The sequence below is a fragment of the Fructilactobacillus florum 8D genome (assembly GCF_000512295.1).
Taxonomy (GTDB): domain Bacteria; phylum Bacillota; class Bacilli; order Lactobacillales; family Lactobacillaceae; genus Fructilactobacillus; species Fructilactobacillus florum.
This window is the reverse complement of record NZ_ALXG01000037.1, coordinates 1-22,284: the sequence shown is the minus strand read 5'-3', so window position 1 is coordinate 22,284 and position 22,284 is coordinate 1. Positions and strand designations below refer to the sequence as shown.

Genomic DNA, 22,284 nt, shown 5'->3' with positions numbered 1-22,284 from the left:
CTTCCTGTTAGCTAACAGGAAGTTTTTTTAGAAAATGACAAGTAAATTATCGACTTTCTGACCGAAAAAGCACTATTTTCGAACCGAAATTACGGATGTTTATTTTTTTGACCAAATCTCTGCCAAATAGGTTTGCAAGAGTCGTTCTCGTGCCCATAAATAGCGTTCTCCAACAACTGGGTGGACCCGATTAGAAAGCAGAACTAAACCACTTTGCAGTTGCGGAACTAATACCAACATTGTTCCAGTATAACCAGTTTGGCTCAGAAATTCTTGACGATTAAAGTTGTTCAACTGCCATCCAAAGGAGCGACTCCCATCTTGCATCGGTGTTTGATCTTGGCTCAGACGATCCAAAGTTGCTGGGGTTAAAACGACTCCCGGTTGTCTAATTTGTAACATCCATTGCATAAAATGAACCAAGTCAAACAGCGAGCTAAATAAGCCCGCTGAACCACAATTTTCCCCTAGTACCCTTGCTTTGGGATCATGCACTCGTCCAACTAAGTTAGTATGGGTCTGCAGATCGTAGGTAGTCGGAACCGAGGACTTTGGATCGGGCTGAAAAGTTGAATCATGCATCCCTAACGGCTGCAATACCATTTGACTAATCAACGACTGGATCGGCAATCCCGTTATTTTAGTTGCCACCCATCCTAGAAAAATAAAGTTAGCGTCTTGGTAATGCATCTGGCTCCCTAGCAATGGTCCTGATGACAGACCCAGCAGCGCTGTCTTTAATTCTTGCGCATTCAGGCGATCTCGATTCGGGATGTAGCCACGGATGTCAGCCGTATGCGTTAAGAGATGGCGGATTGTGACCCGTGGCGCATGCCATTCTGGTAAATAAGTAGTCAATGAATCGTCTAAATGTAAACGGTTCTGCTCAATTAGCCGTAAAATCACTGGAACCGTCCCCACCACCTTAGTTAATGAAGCAACGTCGTATAATTGCTCCGGGAGAAGTTTGGTTACCACCGGATCCCAACTTTTCTTCCCATGATAGTGCAACGACGTCTGTTGACCTTGAATGAAAGCATACGAAACCCCTGGAACCAACTGATCTGCGGTTAAAGCAGCTAAAACCCCCGTGGTTTTTGGTAAATTCATGCCGATCCCCCACTTTCATTTACCAACAAAAAAAGTCGCTAGTTAGCGACTTTTTAATAGTTACCCGTACGAGACTCGAACTCGTAGCTCCGCCTTGAGAGGGCGACGTCTTAAACCAGTTTGACCAACGGGCAATAACACAACAATGTAATTCTACTTGGTTCCGCCTTGTCTGTCAACTAAAAATAATGTTTGACATTTATTGGCAATCAATGTAATATATTTATTGTACTTATTGGGTATTAGCCAAACTGGTAAGGCAGCGGACTCTGAATCCGTAATGTACTGGTTCGAGTCCAGTATACCCAACTACAGGGTTTTAACTAGTTTCATTGGTCGTCATAACACTTGTTATGGCGGCTTTTTTATTATTCCTGGCTAATAGATTGTCAGCTGTTTTCGTGCAATCTCATTGCTAATTACCTTGCTTTTTCGGAGTGACCCAGTTGAGCTATTAAACTTAGCAAATGTCACCCTGTCTGAGCTACTGATTAAAACCAGCAATTCAATTGCGCTTAAACGTGCCTTAGCGGACGTACACTACGTGAAAAGTCTCTAAGACTGCTCGTGCAGTTGCTGGGTCAAATTGCAGGCCTTCTGCTTGACATTCTTCCGCAAAAAATCGATCGTGCGCCGTCCGCCAAGCTTGCAGGGTTCGATCACCCTCCCCTTCCGCAAAGGCATGGGTGGCATCGACCGCTAAATAATCAACCACCTGGACATCATCATTTTTGATAATCGCAACTGGTTGTTGTCGTCCATCTAAAATAACATCATAAGCCTGCTTAGTTGGCAGTTCATCGCCATCTTTTTCATATAATTCATAGAGACTAGTAGTAGCTGTTTTTTTCCCAGCTATGATTAATTGGGCAAGTTGATCAGCTTCATCTCCAAACTGGTAACTACTTTGCAAACGAGCAGTTTGGGGAATTGCGCCCGCTGCTTGGGCTTCTTTAAAAAAGGTCGTGGGTTGCATCGGATCCCTCCGTATCTTATAAATTATTGGATGTGTCTCATTTTTCTTTGGCTAACAATCACCATTATCAATAAGCCCCATTTGCGTTGCTTTTCCATCTAAAATTAGCAAGCAGTTAAGCTTCACCAATATTGGTGGGGGCATACTGCATTTTAAGATGCTTAATTCCGACTTCGAGGTACTCTGAGGAAACCGGAACAAAGCCCAGTGATTGGTAAAAGTTCTTTAAATATGCCTGTGCTGAAATGGTCAATGGTTGCTGCGAGAATTTTTGCACTGCTGTTGTAATCGCATCCTTAACAATTTGTCGACCAAGCCCGTGCTTTCGAAATCCTTTCATAGTCAACACCCGTCCAAAAGTAACCCCTTGTGGTTGCTGATAGACTCGAGCATAGGCAACAATTTGATCTTTCTCGTCAAAACGCATGACATGATAAGCAACTAAGTCATGGGAATCAATCTCATTTTCCTGAATCCCTTGTTCAACAATAAAGACCTGATTTCGGGCAAATAAAAGGGCTAGTAATGCCGAATTAGTTAGTTCAGCAAAAGGCTTGACGATTAAATTAGTTTCCACGTTATTTCTATCCTTTCTCGCTCACACGTTTTGGTTTAAAATCAGTCGCTTGCAGTAACCACCAATTCTCGTCATGAAATCGACCGTGCAATTCAAGCGCTTGTGGTTTAACGGTCTTTAGCTGAAATCCGGCGCCACGGACAACTGCATTACTAGCAACATTATCAACCGCTACTTTCACCCAAATCTTTTCTAGGGGATAATTTGCAAATCCATACTCACACAAAGCTTGCAATGACCTATGCATAATTCCTCGACCAGTAACTTGGTTACCTAACCAATAGCCGACCTCTGCTTCGCGTTGCTCGTTCATAAATCGATTAAAACTGACCATTCCGACCGGACGCTGATCAGCAGTAATAACCAACAGCAAGCCCCGATCCTGTTTGCTCATTCGCAAAAAAGTCGCCTCCTGCTCCGGACTGGTAATTTGATCAGCCCACGGCAACCACTTAGCAATGGTCGTTCTAGAAGCAGCTAATTGAGCAAAAAGTGCCGGTGCATCGCTAGCAACATCGGGTAACCGCAAACTCAATTCATGATCTATTTTAATGGGTGACATTACACCTCTCCTGAACTTTTATTATTCAAACGTTCTGGGTGCCGTTGAGCCGCCTGTAGGATGTAGATCGCAACAATAATCAAAACAGCCCCAATGATTTCTGGCCAGCTAATGTCTGCCTGAAACCAAAAAATACTAATCACAAAGGTAATGACCGGTTGAATAGCATCAATCAAACTAATCGTCGCCGAGTCAGTATATCGAGTCGCATAGATGACTGATGGGAAAGTTAAAATCGTCCCAAAAAAGATAATTCCAGCAATCCCCAAAATCCCTCCTGTACTCAAGTGAGGAACATCAACCCACACTGGTTGATGCAAATTAAAGGCTACGCTCGCAATTAGTGTCCCCCACCCCAAAATCACCATTGGTGGGTTGTCACGTCCAATTTCTTTTGGTAAGACTACGTAGCAAGCCGCCGTAATCCCTGATACAATCCCCATCACTAAGGAAATCATCGGAATTGAAAGTTCATGAATATTTCCCCGAGTTACGGATAAGAAAACTCCTAACAACGCAATTAGGAACACAATCAAATCAATTTTAAGTGGTTTTTTATGTTGAAATAAAAAAGCTCCTATTAAGATGAACAATGGCGCTAAGTATTGCAAAATCGTTGCTGAACTAGCCCCGTTTGCTCCACCTTGTTGAATTGCCACATAAAAACTACCCATATTAGCGGCCAAGCCCAGCAACCCGTAAGCTATCAGCCAAGCGATTGAGCGCCAACTTTTAAAAACGTTAAAAATCTTTCCTCGATAAATCACAGCACAAACTGTCAAGAGAATCAATCCGGTAAAAGTGGTTCGAGCTGATAAAAACCAGCCAGCTGGAATGGTTTCCGTTTGTGAAACAAACTGCTGCAATGCCCCTGAAAATCCCCATGATGAAGAAGCAAAGATTGCTAATAACATCCCTTTTACAGGTCGACTCAATTGTTGCCCTATTTTCTGCATAAATCCATCCCCCATGTTTTTTATTCCCAACTATAGGGCGATTAGTAGCTTCTGTAAACCTGTCGTGTTACTTTTTGTAACATATCGGTTAAGGGAACTTCTAAGCCGATTTAAACATGCGATTTAAAATAAAACTACTACATAATCCAATTACCAAAAAGGGAATAAAATCTAATCCAACTTGATATAAGGGCAATTTTCCAGCTAGTTGATTAATCACTGCAATCGGGGTCCAGCTGGCTAGCTCAGCTGGCAGAGCATGTAATGCATCTAGAACCGCTGGAATCAACACTAAGCCGATTGTAATTCGGTACCAACGCGTGCGTTGGCGTAATAATGGTTGAAAAATTCCTAGCAAAATCAAACTAATTGCTAGGGGGTATAAAAAACTTAGTAACGGAGCCGAATACAAAATAATCTTAGTTAAACCCAAGTTAGCAATTAAAAACGAAATGAACGTCGCTCCCGCTAAAAATTTATGGTACCCAATCCGAGGAAAGCGGCGACCCAAATCTTGTGATAATGACGTCAATAAACCAATCGCCGTCGTCAGACAGGCCAGTAGGGTTAAAGCGGCCAACATGGCAGCTCCCACAACCCCAGTATAATGTCTCATAATTACCGCAAAAGCAGTCCCACCATCAACACTAAGTTTGGTAAATTGTAGGCTGCCAGCCCCCAAAGCAATTAAAAATGTATAGATCAGAGCTTCAAAACCCATGGTCAAACTGCCAACTTTAATTACCGACCACGACCGTTCTTTGGCAGTTTGTCCAAAAGCCTGTAAAGCAGCAATAATGGTTACTCCAAAACCCAATCCTGCCAGTGCGTCCATGGTGTTATAACCTTCTAAGAAACCATTAATCAACGTAGGCGCCGCTTTTCCTGCTTGGGGAACGATGGGCAGGCGACGCATGTCATCGTATAAAACAAAAGCAATCACAAACAAAATTAACAGTAGGAATAGAAATAACGGATTCAAAATTTTCCCAACATTTCTCGTCACGCTTTGTTCATGAAAAGCCAACCACCAAACAGCCAAGAAAAAGAGGAGTGAAAATATTAGCAAAGCCCTGCCATCCCAACCAGTCGGTACGAACGGTGCAATTCCCATGGAAAAAGTTACCGTTGCAGTTCTAGGTGCTGCAATCAACAATCCGAGGGAGGCATGCGTCAAAACTAGAAAAAGCATCGCGAACCATTTTCCAGCTGGCAATGCCAGATCATACATACTTGCACTTTTAGTAATGCTTAACGCTAGGATCGAACCCAGTGGAAGCAAAATTGCCGATAGCAAAAACCCAATCACCGCTGGCAACCAATTTGGGCCAGCTACCTGACCTAAATGAATCGGGAAAATTAAATTACCCGCCCCAAAAAACAGACCAAATAGTAATGATGCCAATAACAAATACTGCCTAAAGCTTAACTTACTCGGTAATTTATCCATGATACCCTCCTGTACAACTGACCAATCGCTGCACTGGCCGCCAACAGCGGGGTACCACCAGATTTTCTGATTCTCTCACAAAAATCAGCTCAGTAAGTATCGCTAACGACGCCTCTATTAAAAAAACGTCCAAACTGTCATACACAGTCCAGGACGTTTAAAACGCGTTACCACCTTGAATTTCCAACCAAACGGTCGGCTCAGTAAGTTCGCTGTTGCGTTCGCAGCGATACTATTGTGCAATAATGGGCACTCCCAACGAACCCTATACTAATCAGCATCGAACCCGTAACTTGCAGCCTACCTTCGTTTTAGCACTTCGGTTTCCTTGCACCATTACCGGAAACTCTCTAGACGGTTACTAAAACTAATCCTCTGCGCATTGTTTTCTTAATTTTTAGTTGAAGCCAATTTATAGGATAATTAAGTTTTTGTCAAGAAAAAATTAAAAATCATTTTTAAACTACCTCCAATAACAGCAAGAGACCACCAACAGCGACCGACACAATCAGTAAAGCAAACCAGCGTTCGAACTTACCAAAAATGGGCTGATGGGGGTCATCATGGTGGCGAGTCCAGATAAACAATGGAATTCCCAAGGCATAAATAATAAAGGCCAGATTTATGTACCAAAGGCCAGCTGTATATCCCATAAACAATGTTCCCAAACTAGCTAGCACGGCTGTTATCAAAGCCGTTTTCCGTGAAACTCCGACCTGTTCGTGCTGGGGATTAAAAGTCCGCTCACGTGCACTAATTTTAACTAAAAATAACATCGAAATTAAGTACGGCGGAATGGTCATGGTCGCTACAATTGTCAAGGTCGTGTTGAAAGCTGCAGTGGCAAAATGTGTAAAGATAATAATGATCTGAATGATTGCCCCTGTTGCCAACAACGAAGGTATTGGAACCCGTCGGTGATTGATTTTTCCAAACCACCGTGGAAAGGTTCCAGAAACTGCCGCTGCCATCGGAATTTCAGCTAGCACTAAAATCCAACTTAACCAACTCGCCAATACGGCAATAATGACACCAAAAGTAATCAATAGACGACCCGTTGGCCCCAACACCATTCCTAACAAAACTGCAGTAGACGGACTACTCATTCCTGCTACTTGTTCATAACTACGCACTCCTAATGGCAAAATTGAAACTGCTGCATATAGACCCAGACAAAGCAGAAACCCGTCACGAGTAGCATGACGAACCGCTTGCTGACTTTTTGATTTTTTTGACAAAACGACAGCACTCTCTACCCCAGAAAAAACCCACAGAGTAGTTAGTAAAGAATGTTGCACTTGTTGTAAGGGATTACCCAATTTAAAGTGGCTATGTGGCGCAGTTCCCAATGGATCTTGCCAAAAAATTTTCCAATGAAATGCCACTAGCATGCTACAAATAAAGACCGCTACAATGACTAACATACAAACGGTTCCTACTAAGTCAATCCGACTGGTGGTCTGAATCCCGCGAGTAATCAAAAAAATCATCGTCCACAAGATTATGCTACCAACAATGACTGCTTGCCAGTTGTTTCCACCACTAAACATTCCTGGCCAAAACACGTTTAGAGTAGCCGTCAGCAAAACCGCATAGGCTGCGATTGCAAAGGCCTGACAAATCCAATAACCCCAGCTCACAAAAAAAGCGGTAAACTTACCAAAGCCCGCCTGGGCATAATGATAAAGTCCGGTCGTGTATTGGGGACGAACTTGTGAGAGAATTAAAAACGACCGTACAACCAGACCGATAATTAGACCAGTAACTAACCAGGCTCCCACTTGCCCTATCACTCCCGCATGCATCGCCATATTTTGTGGAAGATCATAGATCCCCCCACCAACCATCGCCGAAAGCACAAAGGCCGTCAGTCCTAATCTTCCAATTTTTTCATCATGTTTTTGTTTCAAAGTGCCACCTCTTGTTTTTTACATGCATTGGTAAGTATAGATAAAAACCCAGTTAATCGCAAATCAAGTCCCCAAAGGAGCCCCCCATGATCAAAATTAATGTCATTTTAGGAACCAGTCGACCAGCTGCCCGAGGTCGAAATCTATTTAATTATTTCAGGTTGCAGCAAGAGCAATTTGAGCAACAATTTAAAGTCAACCTTAATTTAATTGAGCTTTCGGACCTGCATCTCCCCTTTTTTTATGAAGATGAGCCTCCACTTGGTAATCAAAATCGAACCCTTCCCCCAAATGAGGCTCAGTGGGTAAATCAAATGGCAGCTGCGGACGGTTACCTAATCCTAACCCCTGAATACAATCATAGTTTCCCAGCTGTTTTGAAAAATGCCTTGGATTTTCTCGGAGAAGAGCCTCGTGGTAAAGCAACTAAAGTCATTACCTATGCTGATAATGCCCGTGGTGGTCAGTGGGCTTTTAATGCTTTACTCCCGGTCTTAACTAGAATGAACTTTTTTGTTCTCCCTCATCTAACATCAATTGCCAAAGTCGCTACTCACTGGCAACCAGACGGAAAGTGGCAGCCAGACGATCCGAAACAAGCAGTGTTTGAACACCGAATTAGTACCGCCGTTCAAGAAGCTGCTTTTTATACCAAACTATTGGCTGACCATCCCTTTTCAAGCAATTAAAAAACCGCTCATTGTTTGTGAGCGGTTTTTCTTAGCCTAAAATTGATGCCTAACTCGATGATGGCGATTAGTAACGCGCCGATGATGGCTTGAAAAGAGGTTGAGACGAGTGGCTTGCCGATGAACGGCACTCGGTGGGGTAGGAACGGTCATGGCCGCATCAATTTGCGAACGACCCGTTTGATAATCGAATCTTAGACCTGGTTGTACGTTATACAGATAGCGGTTAAAATGCATTGCACCGTCTGAACTAATCGCCTGGACCCACACCCCTTTTGCCATCAAATCACTGCCCTGATAAACCGGCGTTACTTGATAGATAACTTGTTTACCAGCCGCTAATGCATCCCGCACCGCTTGCTCATTGATGGTCATTACCTTTTGATTAGAAAAGGCCGTTTGCGTGAACAGGTTTTTAGGATTATCAATTGAGCCTAGTGCTCCAGGCTCGGGCTGACCAGCTTGGTTTAAATTAAATGTACAGGTGTAGGCAATCAGGTGCCCACGATTTACAGGAAAAACTCGTTCGCCGTTAACTTGTTTTGGTTGATTATGCCAACCAGTCGGTTTAAAAATCTGAGCCGCTCGCCCCTCGGATTTCCCCAAATTATTGCTAGTTAGATACGCCGTGGCTGTCTGTGCTCGGTTATACTGATCTAAATCATGATAATCAATCCGACTACTCGTAAAGCTCTGGGCCGTAATCGTTTCTGGCTGATCATTATTTAAGACCTGATAGGCAGCCGTCCCTGGTTGATAATCTTGTTGCTGTAAATTTTGATACGTGGTGGTATTTTCAGGGACTGCCGCCTGAACGGGTTTCGTCCCTTGCAAACCAGAAAAGCCTAAGAAAAGCGTGACACTGGTTGCCACTGCTGCTAACCAAGGGGTTATCTTTTTCATGAATTTCTCTCCAAATCTTTCGTAATATCACTAGTTTAGTAGAGCAATCCGTGGCTGTCAAAAATACAATGAACTCCTAAGTGAGTTCCAGAGACTATCAAAGCGTCACCAAATGCCCATTAACAAATGTTTGTATCTGGGTAGCACTCACCACCGTGCCCCAAAACGGACTGTTGGTTCCCTTTGAAAGTTGCGTTGCAGGCTTCAATGTTTGCGCACTAGTTAAATCCCAAAGTGCTCCATTTAATTTTTTTCCAACAGCTAATTCAGGAACCGGAAGTTGAAACAACTCAGCCGGACGAGTACTCATCCAGTTTATAAGCTGGGATAATGTAACTGTTTTAGTTGTCACTAATTTTGTATAGAGCAAGGGAAAAGCCGTTTCTAACCCCGTGATCCCAAAAGCACTACCTAAAAAAGAGTTACCCTTATCTGCACGAGTGTGGGGAGCGTGGTCGGTCGCAATCATGTCGATGGTTCCATCTAACAATCCGCCTAAGAGCGCTTGCTGGTCGGCTGCTGTCCGCAAGGGCGGGTTCATCTTATACATCGGATTATCGGCAGTGATCATCGTATCGTTTAAAAGGAGATGGTGGGGAGTGACTTCGGCGGTAACATTTATCCCTTCCGCCTTAGCCCGTCGAATCAGTTCTACACTTCTGGCCGTTGATACATGACAAACGTGATAATGGACTCCGGTTGACCGAGCCAGCTCAAGATCACGAGCTAACTGGCTAGTCTCGACCACGGCATCAATTCCGGGGAGGTTGAGGCGATTAGCAGCTGTCCCCGCATTAATCACTCCCCCATGCATCAAAGATTGCTCCTCAACATGCGCTGCTAACGGGAGCCCGGTTGCTTGGATTTGCTGCATTGCCGCATACATCGTTCCAGCGCTTTGAATCCCAATTCCATCATTACTAAAAGCCACCGCACCAGCCTGCTGCATTCCCTTGAAATCTATTAACGTATTACCTCGTTCATTGGTTGTTACTGGCGCAATCTGTTTGACGGGAACTACCCCAGCGGCTCGGTTTTTCTGGATTAACTGCGCCAGTGCGCGTGGTGTGTTAGGAACCGGAGTTACATTGGGCATTGCACAAACCATGGTATAACCACCATGGGCTGCCGCCCTGCTACCTGTTTCGATCGACTCCTTTGCGGTTTGTCCGGGATCTCGAAAATGAACGTGTACATCAAGGAAACCTGGTAATAAATAATTACCAGCTCCCGTGATAATATTCGTAGCTTTCGCATCATTAATTTTGGGGGCAATCCTAGTAATAATCCCATTTTGCACTAAGATATCTTGTCGACCGAGTCGCTTTGTCGTCGGCAACCAAACGTTTTTAATTAGATATTTCAAACTCACCAGTATCCTCCAATGTTTTTTGACTAAGTAATCCCTTGGCAACTAGTATATCTGTCAGAATGGCCATTCGCATGTACATGCCGTTGCTCATTTGTTTAAAAATTCGTGACTGTGAACTTTCTACCAGTTCCGAATCAATTTCAATACCGCGATTAACCGGTGCCGGGTGCATGATGATCGCTTGGGGAGGGAGCCGCTTAAAGCGGGCTTGGGTGAGCCCAAATTGATCATGATAGCGTTTCTGATCAAAATGCGACAATGATTGGCCTAAACGTTCTTTTTGCACGCGCAAAAGCATCACGACATCACATTGTGTCACCAACTCATCCAAGCTTAAGCGTTTGCCATACTTAGCAAATTCGGCTGAATACCACTCATCTGGACTAGCAAAACGAATGGTTGCACCTAATCTCGTCAACAACTCCATGTTGGAGCGGGCAACTCGAGAATGTTTTAAATCACCGACAATTCCAATTTTAAGCCCAGAAAAATGTCCAAATTCTTGGTAAATTGTCATCATATCGAGCAATGACTGGGAGGGATGCTGACCGCTACCATCTCCACCATTTACAATACTAATCTCTAATCGATCATCTAAAAGTTGTTGGTAATAATCATTAGCTGGATGACGAATGACCGCAATATCAACTCCAATCGCCTGAAGGGTTTTAACGGTATCCTCTAACGTTTCTCCCTTCGAAATCGAACTCGAATTAACATTAAAGTCTAGAACTTGTAAACCTAGGCGCCGTTCAGCCATCTCAAAACTAGTGTGCGTTCTGGTACTATTTTCAAAGAATAGGTTCATTGCATAAGCTGGTCTTAGCAACCGAACCTGTTTACCCTGACGAAATTGCTCAGCCAACCGGATTTTTTGTAATACCGTTGCACTGGTCATCGTTGCAACCGAAACGGTATCATGCTGAATCTCTGCGTCCATCTGATCCTCCTATCTTTACCAAAAATTTGCATAATAAAAGGCATGCCGCCATTAACGCAGCATGCCAGATTCATCCAACATCACTAGTTAACTTGTCAATCTCTCTGGATTGAATTAAAGCAGCTTCTTGCTATTGTTGTTCACCATACCGAACTAGCTCAGGCTTGTCAACCAAAGCTCCATTGACATCTAAGAATGGATTCAGTATGCTAAGAGCAATCTTAAAGCGGTTCCGAGAAGCCGCTAGGTTGCTTAATTAATCTAATATCTAATTACGGCTTAATCTGAAAATTCTCGGCTTTTCAGATTGAGCCTTTTTTAAGGAGTTTTTTTATGAAAATTGATCTCAGTACAACCATTGGCCCCAACCAGTTTTCAAATCCACTCATTAATGCCGCTGGTGTGTGGGACGAAACGGCGCTCGAATTAGACGAACTAGTTGCATCAACTGCCGGTGGGGTTACTACCAAAAGCGCTACTTTGGAACCACGGTCTGGTAATCAACGTCCTCGTTATGCAGATGTTGCGCTTGGTAGTATCAATTCCATGGGGTTGCCCAACCAAGGACTGAAGTACTACTTAAATTACGTTACAACGCACGACGCATCTAAACCAATCGACCTCTCGATTGCCAATCCCAACCCGATGGATAATCTGACAGCCCTACAGATGATTCAAGACAGTAGTTTTCAGGGGCTCACTGAGTTGAACTTATCATGTCCCAATGTCATCGGCAAACCACAAATTGGTTATGACCTAGCAGCGTTGAAACAGATTCTGCAACAGGCATTCAAGCTTTTCACTAAGCCATTGGGGATTAAACTTCCACCGTACTTCGACTTACAACAATTTGACGCTGTTGCGGACATCTTAAATCAATTTCCACTAACCTTTATCAATACGATTAATAGTGTTGGCAACGGGTTGCTGGTTGACCCTACTTCCGAGCGAACGTTAATCGAACCAAAGGGAGGCTTTGGTGGAATTGGTGGTGCTTACGTTAAACCAGTTGCCTTAGCGAACGTGCATGCCTTTCGTAGCCGTTTGAAGCCCACAATTAAAATCATTGGCACCGGTGGAGTCCGCAACGGAACTGATGTCTTCGAGTTGATCCTGTGTGGTGCCGATGCTGTTTCAGTTGGAACTACATTGATGCAAGCCGGTCCCCAATTATTTACTAAACTGCAAGATGAACTTATTCAACTAATGGTTCAAAAGCACTATCCATCACTAGCAACATTTCGCAACCAACTTAAAGCTGCTCATTAACATCGAAAAATGTTGTTTAAAAGCAATAAATCCCCTAAATTCTAATCGCATTGTCCGCAAGTAAAAGAACCTCCAAATTTGGCTAAGCCAAGATCAGAGGTTCTTTTTTATAATGATTTAGTTATTTTTTTTGCGAAAACCGAGTACAGCACTCAATCCCACTAAGATACTACCTAAAGCACTAACCAACAAGTTAGTTTGTTGACCAGTCTGAGGCAATTTATTGGTCTGTCCATCGGTGGTTTGTTCGTTTTTGGCACCGGTAACTGTCTTTAGCGAAGCTGCTCCTGCTGGTTGTTGAGAGCGACCTGATGGTTGTTCACCAGCGCCGTTATCAGTGACCTGCTCCCCTTGAGCTTGCTGCTGTGTATTTTCACCATTTGCTGGTGCCTGTCCAAGCGCCATCTGTTTGGTTGCTTGACCGTCCGTTGCTGCCGGTTGATCCGTACTGGTTTCAGTAGCTGATCCTTGGGGTGAATTAGTTTGAATTGCAGCAAGTTGCTGAGTTGCACCACGATCTGATTTTTGAGTTGACTTTTCAACAATCGCTTTTCTTGGTTGTGAACTAGTGCTTGCTAATGATACAAATGGCAAACCACTACTGATTGAATTCGTTGCTGCAAAGCCACCCCCAACTCGTCCAAAGAGTGCCTGACCACTAAAGTAACTAATCGAGTCATTGTACACAACGCCACGATTTTGAGCATCCAGCATTAGTCCATTACCAAGGTAGATCCCCACGTGATAAATGCCTCCCATACTGAAGAAGACCAAATCACCAGCTTGTGCTTGTGCCTGACTAATCTTTTGCACGGCTCCATACTGTGCTTCTGCGGTTCTTGGTAAGGAGATTCCATTCTTACCAAAGACGTATTGTGTAAAGCCTGAGCAGTCAAAGCCTGCAGGCGTTGAACCACCCCAAACGTAAGGAGTTCCCACATACTGTTTCCCCGTACTAATGACATTGTTGGTACTTGCTAATGCCACCGTTGGAGCTGCTGCCGGTTGAACTGTAGCAAGCATCGTCTGCGCAGCCACAGCTGCTGGTCTAGCAGGTTGCGCCGGCTCGTCTGCAGCGGGAGTAGTGGTAGTCTTAGCAGCCACTGACTGTTGATTTGCTTCAGGTTCAGAATTAACTGGAGCTGGTTGCGTTTGTTCATTAGTCTCACTCGCTGGTTGAGCTTGACTTTGCGTATTAACTGCACCATCCGCTAATGAGCTAACGGGGGCATCAGTACTAACTGCTGCACTGGCAACTTGAGTTTGGTTAGCAGTACTTGCCGTACTAGCGGGGATCGCCGTGCTAGCATCCGTCAATGAAGTACTGGTCTCACTTGCCGGTTGCTGATTGTTCTCGGTTTGTTCCGTAGTGGTGGCCACTGCTGTATTTTCCGTTGGCGTTGCTGAAGTAGCCGCCTCACTAGTGATCGTTGCACTAGCAGGCATTTCACTGGTTGCTTGTGCTGTTGAGTCACTCGTAGTTGCTGCTGCTGACGTACTATCAGCATGTGACTGTTCAGTTGTCGCTTGGGTTGAAGTAGTAGCAACTGCTGTATCAGCGGCAACTGGTCGTGCTCCAGATAATACACCACCACTTACCAATAGAGTAGCAATTCCCGCAAACATCCACCGTTTTCCTGCCTTATACATTTTATAGTGTAGTTTTTCGTTGTTCATGAAAAAATCGCTCCCTTTTTGTTTGAATATTCACATTATTTATTTACTGACTTACAAGTATTACTATACCACTTCAAACCTATCAAAGCGGTCTTTATAACTTGTTTTAACCAAATTGTCATCTAAATGAAATAATTTAAAAAAGCATTAAGCTTCTTGTTTGTATTAATAATCACAAGGAAACCAAGGTCAGCTAACCAACATTTTACGATAACTGTGGTTCGACGCGCATCATACAGTCGGTGAAAGTTCCCAGTTGTCAGCAAATAACCTCCCTTCGCCAAACTAAAAAGAACTAGGAAAATTCCCAGTTCTTTACCTTTAGCACTTAAATTATTGATTTAATTCGCGATTTAGACGTTGTCCGAGCTCTTCATAACCTGGTTTGCCGAGTAACGCAAACATGTTTTTCTTATATGCCTCAACTCCTGGTTGATTAAAAGGGTTAATCCCATTTAGGTATCCAGAAATTGCCACTGCAACTTCAAAAAAGTAGATTAAATAACCGAGACTATATTCAGACTCGTCAGGGATTTCAACCGTCAAAACAGGAACTCCACCATCATTATGCGCCAACACGACTCCTTCATAAGCACGCTCATTGACTTCATTTAGTGACATCCCCTGCAAGTAATTCAAACCATCTAAATTCTTTTCGTCCATGGGAACATCTAAATTGTAAGGTGGTTCTTTGACCTTAATCACCGTCTCAAATAGGTCACGCAATCCTTCTTGAATGTACTGCCCTAAAGAATGTAGATCAGTAGTAAAGTTCGCAGAAGAAGGATAAATCCCCTTTTGATCCTTCCCCTCTGACTCACCCATCAACTGTTTCCACCATTCAGCAAACATGCGTAAGTTGGGCTCATAATTTTCGACCAACTCCGTAGAATAACCCTTGCGGTACAAGATGTTTCGCAGGGCAGCATACCGGTAAGCTGGATTTTCCTTTAAATCGGTTACCGCATATGCTTTGGCTGCATCGCTGGCTCCCTTCATCAACTGATTCAAATCCGCACCCGTTGCTGCAATTGGCAACAAGCCAACTGGAGTTAGGACCGAATACCGACCGCCAACTCCATCTGGAATTACAAACGTTTCATACTGGCTGGCCGTAGCTTCTTGGCGTAAAGCCCCATGTTTAGCATCCGTTGTGGCATAAATGCGCTGGTTAGCCTCATTTTCTCCATATTTTTTAATTAATTTTGCCTTTAATAATCGAAAGGCGATGGAGGGTTCCGTCGTGGTTCCAGATTTTGAAATGATGTTGATAGAAAAATCACGATCACCAATAAAATCAGTTAGTTCCTGTAAATACGAAGCACTGAGTGAGTTGCCGGCAAAAACAACCTGCACACCCCGACGTTTTGAACTAGGCTGCGTGTTATAGAAAGTCCCATTTAAGAAATCAACTGCCATCTTCGCACCCAGATAAGAACCACCGATTCCGATTACTACTAGGACTTCGGAGTCTTTTCTGATTTTTTCAGCGGCTCGTTGGATTCTGGAAAATTCATCTTGATCATATGTGGACGGTAAATCAAGCCAGTCACGAAAATCGCTTCCAGCTCCCGTTCCCTGTCGTAATTCCTGATCAGCTGCCGTTACTAAAGCTTGCATCTCAGGAAGTTCATTCTCATGAACAAATTTTTTGACCTTAGAATCGTCAAATTTAATGTAAGACATCTAGATTACCTCGCTATTAATTTTATTTTTGTTCGTCAATTGCTTTTTGTGCCAAAACAAAGTCACCAAAAGTGGCAGACCCATTATGAGGAATTTCTGGACGCGTAATGTATTGTTCTAACGAACCAACGTTGAGATAATTATTAAACAACAGCGTAAAGTATGCCCGCACTTTGCCTAATACTTCTGGGGTACAAACTCCACCACCCAAAACAATTTTGTTAGGTCGGAAAGTTACTGTCAATGAAACAACGGCCTGAGCAATATAGTAAGAAACAATTTCCCATGTTGGATCTGCGATAGGGGTATCTTCCCCTCTAACTCCGTTTCGGGCCTCAAACGTTGGACCAGAGGCCAATCCCTCTAAACAGTCTCCGTGCCAAGGACAAGTTCCTGGGAAATCAAGATCATCACGGTGCCGTTTTAACCGAATATGACCAAATTCAGGAGTACCGGTCACTCCAAGAAAATCGCCATTGATTACTGCTCCCATCCCGATTCCAGTTCCAATCGTAACGTAGGCCACCGACTTAATCTTTTCATCATTTTCGCGTGCCTTAATGTATTCACCATATGCTGACCCGTTCACATCTGTGGTCCAATACATTGGAACATCGAAGTTTTCTTTCATTTTGCCTAAGAAATCAATGTTGCTCCAACCTTGTTTAGGAGTTTTAATAATCCATCCATAGGTTTCTGAATCCCGATTAACATCAATCGGACCAAATGATGCAATCCCAAACGCATCAATATGATCAAATTTCTTAAAATATTTAATGGTTCGCGCTAGCGTTTCGTCCGGCGTAGTCGTTGGAAACTGGGTTTGGTCAACGACGTTGAAATTTTCATCCCCAACCGCGCAAACGAACTTGGTGCCACCGGCTTCAATACTTCCATATAACATAACTTCATCCTCCTTGGATGTGAACTAAGTGATTATTCTAATTATAAAACGGGGCAAACACGAATGCAATAACCTTTGTAACCGTTTACACACTTTGAATAATTAATCAACTATTTTTACCCACAGCCCCTTAAAGGCACTTTCTCGTTCTAGCTCATGATCAACTGGGAAATCAGCTGGACTAGAAAAATGATCCCGCTCGGTGATGGAACGTCCTTGTTGCTTAAAAGCTAACTGTGTTTGGCGACGGAGCTCTTTTAAACTAAGTTGGTTGGTCGGCGTCGTAATGAAAATATCTGCTTGAGCAGCCGCTAAATCTGCCAGTTGCGCCAGCAAAGCCTCCGCATCTTTTCGAATATTGAAATTACCTTTTTTGCTACGAAAATATGCTGGTAAGTTAATTGTAATCACTTCGAACCGAAGCTGATGTTTCTGCGCATAATTTAGGTAACCACGTAAATCCATAATTCGATTCTTCTGTCGACTTCCATCAAGCTGATTTACTTCCATTTCTGCTAGCAAATCTGTCTGAGCGCGCTGCTTCATCTCAATGTTTTCTGTTTGAATCGCCCCACCCAGTTCAGCAGCTGCTACCATGCCAGTTTGATAGAATAACAAATTCAAGACTGCTTTTCCCTGCGTGTTCTTCTTTAGCTGCTCGCGCACTGGTCGATATTCCAAGTATAGTCCTGGTCGGGCAGCCCCCAGCAATTGAATGGAATAATTGGTTCCTGCTTCACTAATCTTGACCGTCGTTTGCGGCTGCGGAGCTGCGCCCGGCACCGCTGTGATTACCGCCTGTGCGTCGAAATGGCGCAGTTCGTACAAATTTCGATACTCAGGCAATGCCTCCTCAAGCGCCGCTAACAAAAGGTGACTTTGTTGCTGGATTCCCGGATTTTCCCAGGTTACCAAAACTTCACCGGCAAAGTTATCAACCGTCATCCCACCGACTCCATCAGCGCTACCGTTAAATAAGCGAACTGCAGTAGATTCCTCAGCAGTAACCGGTTGGCGTTTTCGAAAAGCCCGTTTGAAACACCTTGTAAAGAACTGCTGGTCGAGCGTTTGTTGACTGTTTTTACTGAGCACCCAGCCAAGCTTGTGTTCAGTTGTTGCTAAATAAGCACTCGCTACCGGATGACCGTGGTTAGTTAGGATAACAAAGTCCCCAACTTGTGGTTTTGTAATCGGCGCTACCAAATCCTTGGCTTGGATCAGCGGATAGCCACCTTCAAATTTACTAGCGGCGGCACCTGTAATTTCAATTTCCTGCATAATTTCTCCTCATAAATTAGTTGTCACTTATATTATATCGTTGCCAGTGGCAAAATAGGAGAATTGGGGCAAAAAATGCTATAATTAAATAATTATTGCTAGTAAGGTTGGTTTAATTATGTATAACTATTTGGTTTTTTTCGATCTTGATGCAACTTTGTTTGATAATAATTCTGAAATCACCCCCGAAATTGCGACCGCCATGGATCAAATCCGAACAAACGGTGGTTTACCAATTATTGCTTCCGGACGTACTTTGTATGAGATTCCTGTAACCTTACAAAAAACTAAGATTGACACGGTAATCGCCTCTAATGGTGACTATGGGATGTACCAAAACCAAACCGCCTTTTCCCGTCGGATTAATCCGGATACCATTGATAAACTTGCAGCCTTTGCTGCTGAGTTTGGTAATTCGGTTACCGTTCTGGATCAGAGAGGCAAGGGATCAACAGCGCATGATGAATTACTTATCAAAGCTTGTAAACATGTTCATGCCCCCCTGCCAAAGTTAGTAACTACCAATTATTGGCATCAGCGCCCAATTGATATGATGTTTGTCACTAATACTAACCTTGATCAAGCCTATCAAGAAGCATTTGGTGCGGTCTTATCCTTTTACAGAAATTCACCCTTTAGCATTGATGTTGTTGACCACGGAGCCTCAAAAGCAACTGGGATTGAACAACTCATTCGCACGGAACAGCTAACTGGAATTCCAACCTATGCTTTTGGTGATGGAAATAATGACATTCCCATGCTAGACTACGTTGATCATCCGGTGGTAATGGGCAATGGCTTGCCCAACGTTAAGGAACATGCTGAATTTATCACGACAGCCAATACTAACCACGGCATTGTCAAGGGGTTACAACATTTTGATTTAATTTAACTTCCGCATATGCTATAATTATTATTGTCTCGTCTGGGGTCGTTATGGATTCGACGGAGATGGTTCGAGTTTGAACTGCACTTCGGTTGGCGGTACGATACACCGTCCAGTTTAAATTATAACTGCTAAAAATAATAACAATTCTTACGCCTTAGCTGCCTAAACAGCAGTCGACGTAGATCCAGCTAATCTTTCCCACGGGTTATCCCTGGGTCCTACCTATTAGTGGGATACGCTAATGACCCTCCACCTGAGGTTCATTAGAAGAGTTTAATCAGGCTAGCTTTTCAGGTTAGCCGTGGTTGGTGGCGCACTGAAAAGTGAACTTCAAGTTATTAACCTATGAGTGTAGACGTTCAAGGGGCGACATTTTCGGACGCGGGTTCAAATCCCGCCGACTCCATTTTTTACATCTTACCTATCATTATTAGCACGTTAAATGCTGGTATGATAGGTTTTTTTATTTAATACTTATATAACCATACGAAATGACAACTTTTAGTACTTAATAACAATAAATACATAGCAACGGTCAAGAATTTGTAACACCATTCTTAATTGAGTAGTGTTTTTTATTTTACGTATATGTTTACTTATTTTATTTATTTTGAATTTCAAACTTAAAAAAATAAGTAACGAGTAGCACAACGCTTAAAACTACTGGTATGACAAGCTTAATTAATGTTACTGGAATTTTTCAACCCATAACAAAGGCGGTAACATTTTCTAAATTATTTTGTTTTATTTACTATTTAATCCGTAATAGCTAGCTTATTTTTAACTTTGGCTATTGCTAATATCTACATTTAGGATTAAATAGTGTTCAAAATAGTAATCAAGAGATAACGAAATTTTAGCAGAGTATTAATCACTTAGCTAATTATGGGTATACAGTAATACATACTTTTTAATACCTGTTCTATCTGCCCTTATCGCTTATTAAAGCCTAATAATTATTTACCCATTAAATGTATGAATTTACATTCATGTATTTAAATTTAATCGCGCTTTTTATAGTGTGCAATTATATCGTTTGATGTGCTTAAATAATCACAACATTTTGCAACATCAAAACTAATAAAACATCTGTAATTGTTAAGCACTTTGTTGCCAAAAAAGTCAGGTTTTGCAAGGACATAAAGCCATGTTATTATTTATTTGTTTAACAGAATTACAAAGACCTATAATCGCTATTTTAATAGAACACAAGCACTAAAAAAAGAATGCATTCCAGCATTCTCAAAATTATTTACTATCTAATTCATTATCAAAGATATTTTTTATCATATTTGATACTTTTTTAGTATTATCAGTCAAATTATTATGGATCATTTCAATTTCTTTCATTTGACTATCAACGAATGATCTCATACTAGTGTCTACATACTTATATCTAAAAAATATTCTTAGTTTTCCCATTTCATCTATCATATTATCTGTTTCTACAATAATATTGTCATCATAAAATGGCATGTACTTTCTTTGAACTTTCGTAAACTCATTAAATGCTTCACAAAAATCAACGTCTCTTCGATTAATTTCCTTATTTTTCTCTTTTTCGTCTTTTGGTAAATTATTTTCAACAGTGGGAACAATCAACGTAGACATATCAACAGCAATTATTAATTTTTCGTTTAATTCTGAATAAATTTTCACTTTAAAGTCAAACATGTATTGAGTATTATGACCTATATTTGCTAAATCTTGTTTTATACTGCTTTGTTGGCTTACAAATTGTTCTTTAATATCTTCAAGTTCTTTTTTATCTTTGGCGTCTTGTTTGAGCCTAATCAATGAAAAAATTCCATTAATTATAGCTGTTGATAATCCACTTCCAATAATAATTTGCCAAAATTCATTCATATAATCACCTCTAAAACGATTATATCAAATTATTTTTTAGTATTTTTTTCTTTATATAACTTGCGTATGAATGGGTACTATTGATAATTATTATATTTACATGAAAATCAACTATCATAAATTTCTTTAGAAATTCACATAGCTGTCCACGTTTTAGTACAAGTATAATAAAAAGCTAACTTTGTAATTGCTTCAACCATTTCATCTTTAGATACACCGCTATCTTTAACCTTTTGTATACGGAATTTAAGTGATCCAAAATTTCTTGGCTTATTAAACTTATAACAGTAACTAAAATACAATTTTTGGGAGATAACTTATCTTCTCTTGACCATAATTTGACCAAATATAACATCATCATTCGTTTCAGCAAATTTAGGTGCAAACTCATCAAAATTATCATGTACCGCTATTTATTTTTAACCATTTCTATTCCCCTAATTTATTATATTATTCATCAGAAACCGGTTCTAATAATTTTGATTTTCCTTCGGTAATCGAAATATGTGAAAACCAGATATCTTTAGTAGCTCCATTCAATGTTTCGAGTGCCAGGTTCAAACGTCACATTTACGACACTTACATCTATATAATAATCATTAACTAACATGTCAAAAAAACTTTTTCAGGTGTGCAATAATTGACGAAAAAACATGGCAAAGCTTTGCAGTGTTTTATTGTAATATTTACCTGATGCTTAAGTTTATTTCAAATAAAAAAGACTACTGATAAAGTAGACTAATTATTTTATCCGATATAAACAAGTAGCTAAAATGCTTGAATATTTTTATTTTTTACTAAAAGTTGAAATTTTTAAAATATGATCAGCTTTTTCAATATTTTCCTGTAAGCTTAATTTTTTTTAGTTTCTTTTGGATGTCTAATTATATTATTCAGGAGTTTAAATTAATCTAATTATTTTAAAACAATATTAATTGTTTAGTTTGGATTATTTACCATGACTATAAGCTTTTAATTGTGTATCAATACATAATATATAAAATACATTATCAATTATTTTACCTATACATCTACAATCACTCCCTTTAAATCTAAAAATCCAATAACCCTTTTCACAATTTCTCAGACGATTCTTTTTAAATTCATTACTCATACTAAAATTAACCAATTTATCATCTAAATTTTCCAACCCTTTAAACTTATCTAATCCTAAAATCTTAATTTTTGACATTGAAGATAATTCAAATATTGAATCTAAAAGAGCTGATTTTTGAATTTTATTGCAATGCTTCAAGTTAAAATTTTTATC

General features: G+C 41.4%; 19 protein-coding genes, 2 tRNA genes and 1 other RNA gene. 5 read left to right on the top strand and 17 right to left on the bottom strand.

Annotation, left to right across the window (positions count from 1 at the left end):
- Positions 1–99: 99 nt before the first annotated feature.
- Both B808_RS04390 and B808_RS04385 read right to left on the bottom strand, forming a co-directional pair.
- Positions 100–1,110: a serine hydrolase domain-containing protein gene (locus tag B808_RS04390; RefSeq protein WP_035422183.1), complete on the bottom strand. Its 1,011-nt coding sequence runs from the start codon at positions 1,108–1,110 to the stop codon at positions 100–102.
- A gap of 60 nt (positions 1,111–1,170) precedes the next feature.
- Positions 1,171–1,244, bottom strand: a tRNA-Glu gene (locus B808_RS04385).
- Positions 1,245–1,346: 102 nt separating this feature from the next.
- Here B808_RS04385 and B808_RS04380 point away from each other — a divergent pair.
- Positions 1,347–1,419: transfer RNA gene (locus B808_RS04380), tRNA-Gln, on the top strand.
- A 217-nt stretch (positions 1,420–1,636) separates the two neighbouring features.
- Here the strand turns inward: B808_RS04380 and B808_RS04375 are convergent.
- The 6 genes from B808_RS04375 to B808_RS04350 all read right to left on the bottom strand — a co-directional run bounded on the left by B808_RS04375 (position 1,637) and on the right by B808_RS04350 (position 7,541).
- The gene (locus tag B808_RS04375) at positions 1,637–2,086 is read right to left on the bottom strand and encodes an ASCH domain-containing protein (RefSeq protein WP_035422182.1); all 450 of its coding nucleotides are present in this window, start codon (positions 2,084–2,086) and stop codon (positions 1,637–1,639) included.
- 115 nt (positions 2,087–2,201) lie between these two features.
- Positions 2,202–2,663 (bottom strand): GNAT family N-acetyltransferase, encoded by a 462-nt coding sequence (locus B808_RS04370; protein ID WP_035422180.1) that lies wholly within the window; start codon positions 2,661–2,663, stop codon positions 2,202–2,204.
- 7 nt (positions 2,664–2,670) lie between these two features.
- A complete protein-coding gene (locus B808_RS04365) occupies positions 2,671–3,225 on the bottom strand; it encodes a GNAT family N-acetyltransferase (RefSeq protein ID WP_009167301.1) in 555 nt (184 codons plus the stop codon).
- Positions 3,225–4,181, bottom strand: coding sequence for a DMT family transporter (locus B808_RS04360; RefSeq protein WP_035422178.1), 957 nt, complete (start codon positions 4,179–4,181; stop codon positions 3,225–3,227). Before B808_RS04360 ends, B808_RS04365 begins: the two co-directional genes overlap by 1 nt.
- Before the next feature lie 100 nt (positions 4,182–4,281).
- Positions 4,282–5,631 carry a branched-chain amino acid transport system II carrier protein gene (brnQ, locus tag B808_RS04355; protein WP_009167303.1) on the bottom strand — a complete coding sequence of 450 codons (1,350 nt, stop codon included), beginning with the start codon at positions 5,629–5,631 and terminating at the stop codon, positions 4,282–4,284.
- A gap of 458 nt (positions 5,632–6,089) precedes the next feature.
- Positions 6,090–7,541: an amino acid permease gene (locus B808_RS04350; RefSeq protein WP_009167304.1), complete on the bottom strand. Its 1,452-nt coding sequence runs from the start codon at positions 7,539–7,541 to the stop codon at positions 6,090–6,092.
- Between the two features lie 86 nt (positions 7,542–7,627).
- Here B808_RS04350 and B808_RS04345 point away from each other — a divergent pair, with 86 nt between their 5' ends.
- Entirely contained in the window at positions 7,628–8,230 is a 603-nt protein-coding gene (locus B808_RS04345) for an NADPH-dependent FMN reductase (protein WP_009167305.1), read from the top strand.
- A 36-nt stretch (positions 8,231–8,266) separates the two neighbouring features.
- Here the strand turns inward: B808_RS04345 and B808_RS04340 are convergent, their stop codons facing one another.
- From B808_RS04340 to B808_RS04330, 3 genes are all read right to left on the bottom strand, one after another.
- The gene (locus B808_RS04340; RefSeq protein ID WP_009167306.1) at positions 8,267–9,133 is read right to left on the bottom strand and encodes a DNA/RNA non-specific endonuclease; all 867 of its coding nucleotides are present in this window, start codon (positions 9,131–9,133) and stop codon (positions 8,267–8,269) included.
- A 97-nt stretch (positions 9,134–9,230) separates the two neighbouring features.
- The gene (locus tag B808_RS04335; RefSeq protein ID WP_035422189.1) at positions 9,231–10,499 is read right to left on the bottom strand and encodes a dihydroorotase; all 1,269 of its coding nucleotides are present in this window, start codon (positions 10,497–10,499) and stop codon (positions 9,231–9,233) included.
- The gene (locus B808_RS04330) at positions 10,483–11,445 is read right to left on the bottom strand and encodes an aspartate carbamoyltransferase catalytic subunit (RefSeq protein ID WP_009167308.1); all 963 of its coding nucleotides are present in this window, start codon (positions 11,443–11,445) and stop codon (positions 10,483–10,485) included. The genes B808_RS04335 and B808_RS04330 overlap by 17 nt, the downstream gene beginning before the upstream one ends.
- A gap of 333 nt (positions 11,446–11,778) precedes the next feature.
- Here B808_RS04330 and B808_RS04325 point away from each other — a divergent pair, with 333 nt between their 5' ends.
- On the top strand, positions 11,779–12,714 hold the full coding sequence (locus tag B808_RS04325; protein ID WP_009167309.1) for a dihydroorotate oxidase: 936 nt from the start codon (positions 11,779–11,781) through the stop codon (positions 12,712–12,714).
- 117 nt (positions 12,715–12,831) lie between these two features.
- Here the strand turns inward: B808_RS04325 and B808_RS06555 are convergent, their stop codons facing one another.
- The 4 genes from B808_RS06555 to B808_RS04305 form a co-directional block, all read right to left on the bottom strand.
- On the bottom strand, positions 12,832–14,391 hold the full coding sequence (locus tag B808_RS06555) for an NlpC/P60 family protein (protein ID WP_051393810.1): 1,560 nt from the start codon (positions 14,389–14,391) through the stop codon (positions 12,832–12,834).
- Between the two features lie 333 nt (positions 14,392–14,724).
- Complete coding sequence (locus B808_RS04315) at positions 14,725–16,077, bottom strand: glucose-6-phosphate isomerase (protein ID WP_035422175.1); 1,353 nt, start codon at positions 16,075–16,077, stop codon at positions 14,725–14,727.
- 22 nt (positions 16,078–16,099) lie between these two features.
- Positions 16,100–16,981, bottom strand: coding sequence for an ROK family protein (locus B808_RS04310; protein WP_009167313.1), 882 nt, complete (start codon positions 16,979–16,981; stop codon positions 16,100–16,102).
- A 102-nt stretch (positions 16,982–17,083) separates the two neighbouring features.
- Positions 17,084–18,259 carry a class I SAM-dependent methyltransferase gene (locus B808_RS04305; RefSeq protein WP_035422172.1) on the bottom strand — a complete coding sequence of 392 codons (1,176 nt, stop codon included), beginning with the start codon at positions 18,257–18,259 and terminating at the stop codon, positions 17,084–17,086.
- 118 nt (positions 18,260–18,377) lie between these two features.
- Between B808_RS04305 and B808_RS04300 the strand changes: the two genes are divergently transcribed.
- Both B808_RS04300 and ssrA read left to right on the top strand, forming a co-directional pair.
- A complete protein-coding gene (locus B808_RS04300; protein WP_035422170.1) occupies positions 18,378–19,151 on the top strand; it encodes a Cof-type HAD-IIB family hydrolase in 774 nt (257 codons plus the stop codon).
- 35 nt (positions 19,152–19,186) lie between these two features.
- Positions 19,187–19,557, top strand: a transfer-messenger RNA (tmRNA) gene (ssrA, locus tag B808_RS06470).
- 839 nt (positions 19,558–20,396) lie between these two features.
- On the opposite strand, the gene B808_RS04295 is transcribed toward ssrA, so the two are convergent.
- Together B808_RS04295 and B808_RS06625 are read right to left on the bottom strand one after the other, a co-directional pair.
- A complete protein-coding gene (locus B808_RS04295; RefSeq protein WP_035422168.1) occupies positions 20,397–21,014 on the bottom strand; it encodes a hypothetical protein in 618 nt (205 codons plus the stop codon).
- Between the two features lie 949 nt (positions 21,015–21,963).
- The coding region (locus B808_RS06625) for a hypothetical protein (protein ID WP_035422166.1) at positions 21,964–22,284 on the bottom strand (321 nt) is incomplete at its 5' end.

Coding starts and splice junctions, on each gene's coding strand:
- B808_RS04390 (WP_035422183.1), bottom strand. CDS start 1,110: ATGAATTTACCAAAAACCACGGGGGTTTTAGCTGCTTTAACCGCAGAT.
- B808_RS04375 (WP_035422182.1), bottom strand. CDS start 2,086: ATGCAACCCACGACCTTTTTTAAAGAAGCCCAAGCAGCGGGCGCAATT.
- B808_RS04365 (WP_009167301.1), bottom strand. CDS start 3,225: ATGTCACCCATTAAAATAGATCATGAATTGAGTTTGCGGTTACCCGAT.
- B808_RS04360 (WP_035422178.1), bottom strand. CDS start 4,181: ATGCAGAAAATAGGGCAACAATTGAGTCGACCTGTAAAAGGGATGTTA.
- brnQ (WP_009167303.1), bottom strand. CDS start 5,631: ATGGATAAATTACCGAGTAAGTTAAGCTTTAGGCAGTATTTGTTATTG.
- B808_RS04345 (WP_009167305.1), top strand. CDS start 7,628: ATGATCAAAATTAATGTCATTTTAGGAACCAGTCGACCAGCTGCCCGA.
- B808_RS04340 (WP_009167306.1), bottom strand. CDS start 9,133: ATGAAAAAGATAACCCCTTGGTTAGCAGCAGTGGCAACCAGTGTCACG.
- B808_RS04330 (WP_009167308.1), bottom strand. CDS start 11,445: ATGGACGCAGAGATTCAGCATGATACCGTTTCGGTTGCAACGATGACC.
- B808_RS04325 (WP_009167309.1), top strand. CDS start 11,779: ATGAAAATTGATCTCAGTACAACCATTGGCCCCAACCAGTTTTCAAAT.
- B808_RS06555 (WP_051393810.1), bottom strand. CDS start 14,391: ATGAACAACGAAAAACTACACTATAAAATGTATAAGGCAGGAAAACGG.
- B808_RS04315 (WP_035422175.1), bottom strand. CDS start 16,077: ATGTCTTACATTAAATTTGACGATTCTAAGGTCAAAAAATTTGTTCAT.
- B808_RS04310 (WP_009167313.1), bottom strand. CDS start 16,981: ATGTTATATGGAAGTATTGAAGCCGGTGGCACCAAGTTCGTTTGCGCG.
- B808_RS04305 (WP_035422172.1), bottom strand. CDS start 18,259: ATGCAGGAAATTGAAATTACAGGTGCCGCCGCTAGTAAATTTGAAGGT.
- B808_RS04300 (WP_035422170.1), top strand. CDS start 18,378: ATGTATAACTATTTGGTTTTTTTCGATCTTGATGCAACTTTGTTTGAT.
- B808_RS04295 (WP_035422168.1), bottom strand. CDS start 21,014: ATGAATGAATTTTGGCAAATTATTATTGGAAGTGGATTATCAACAGCT.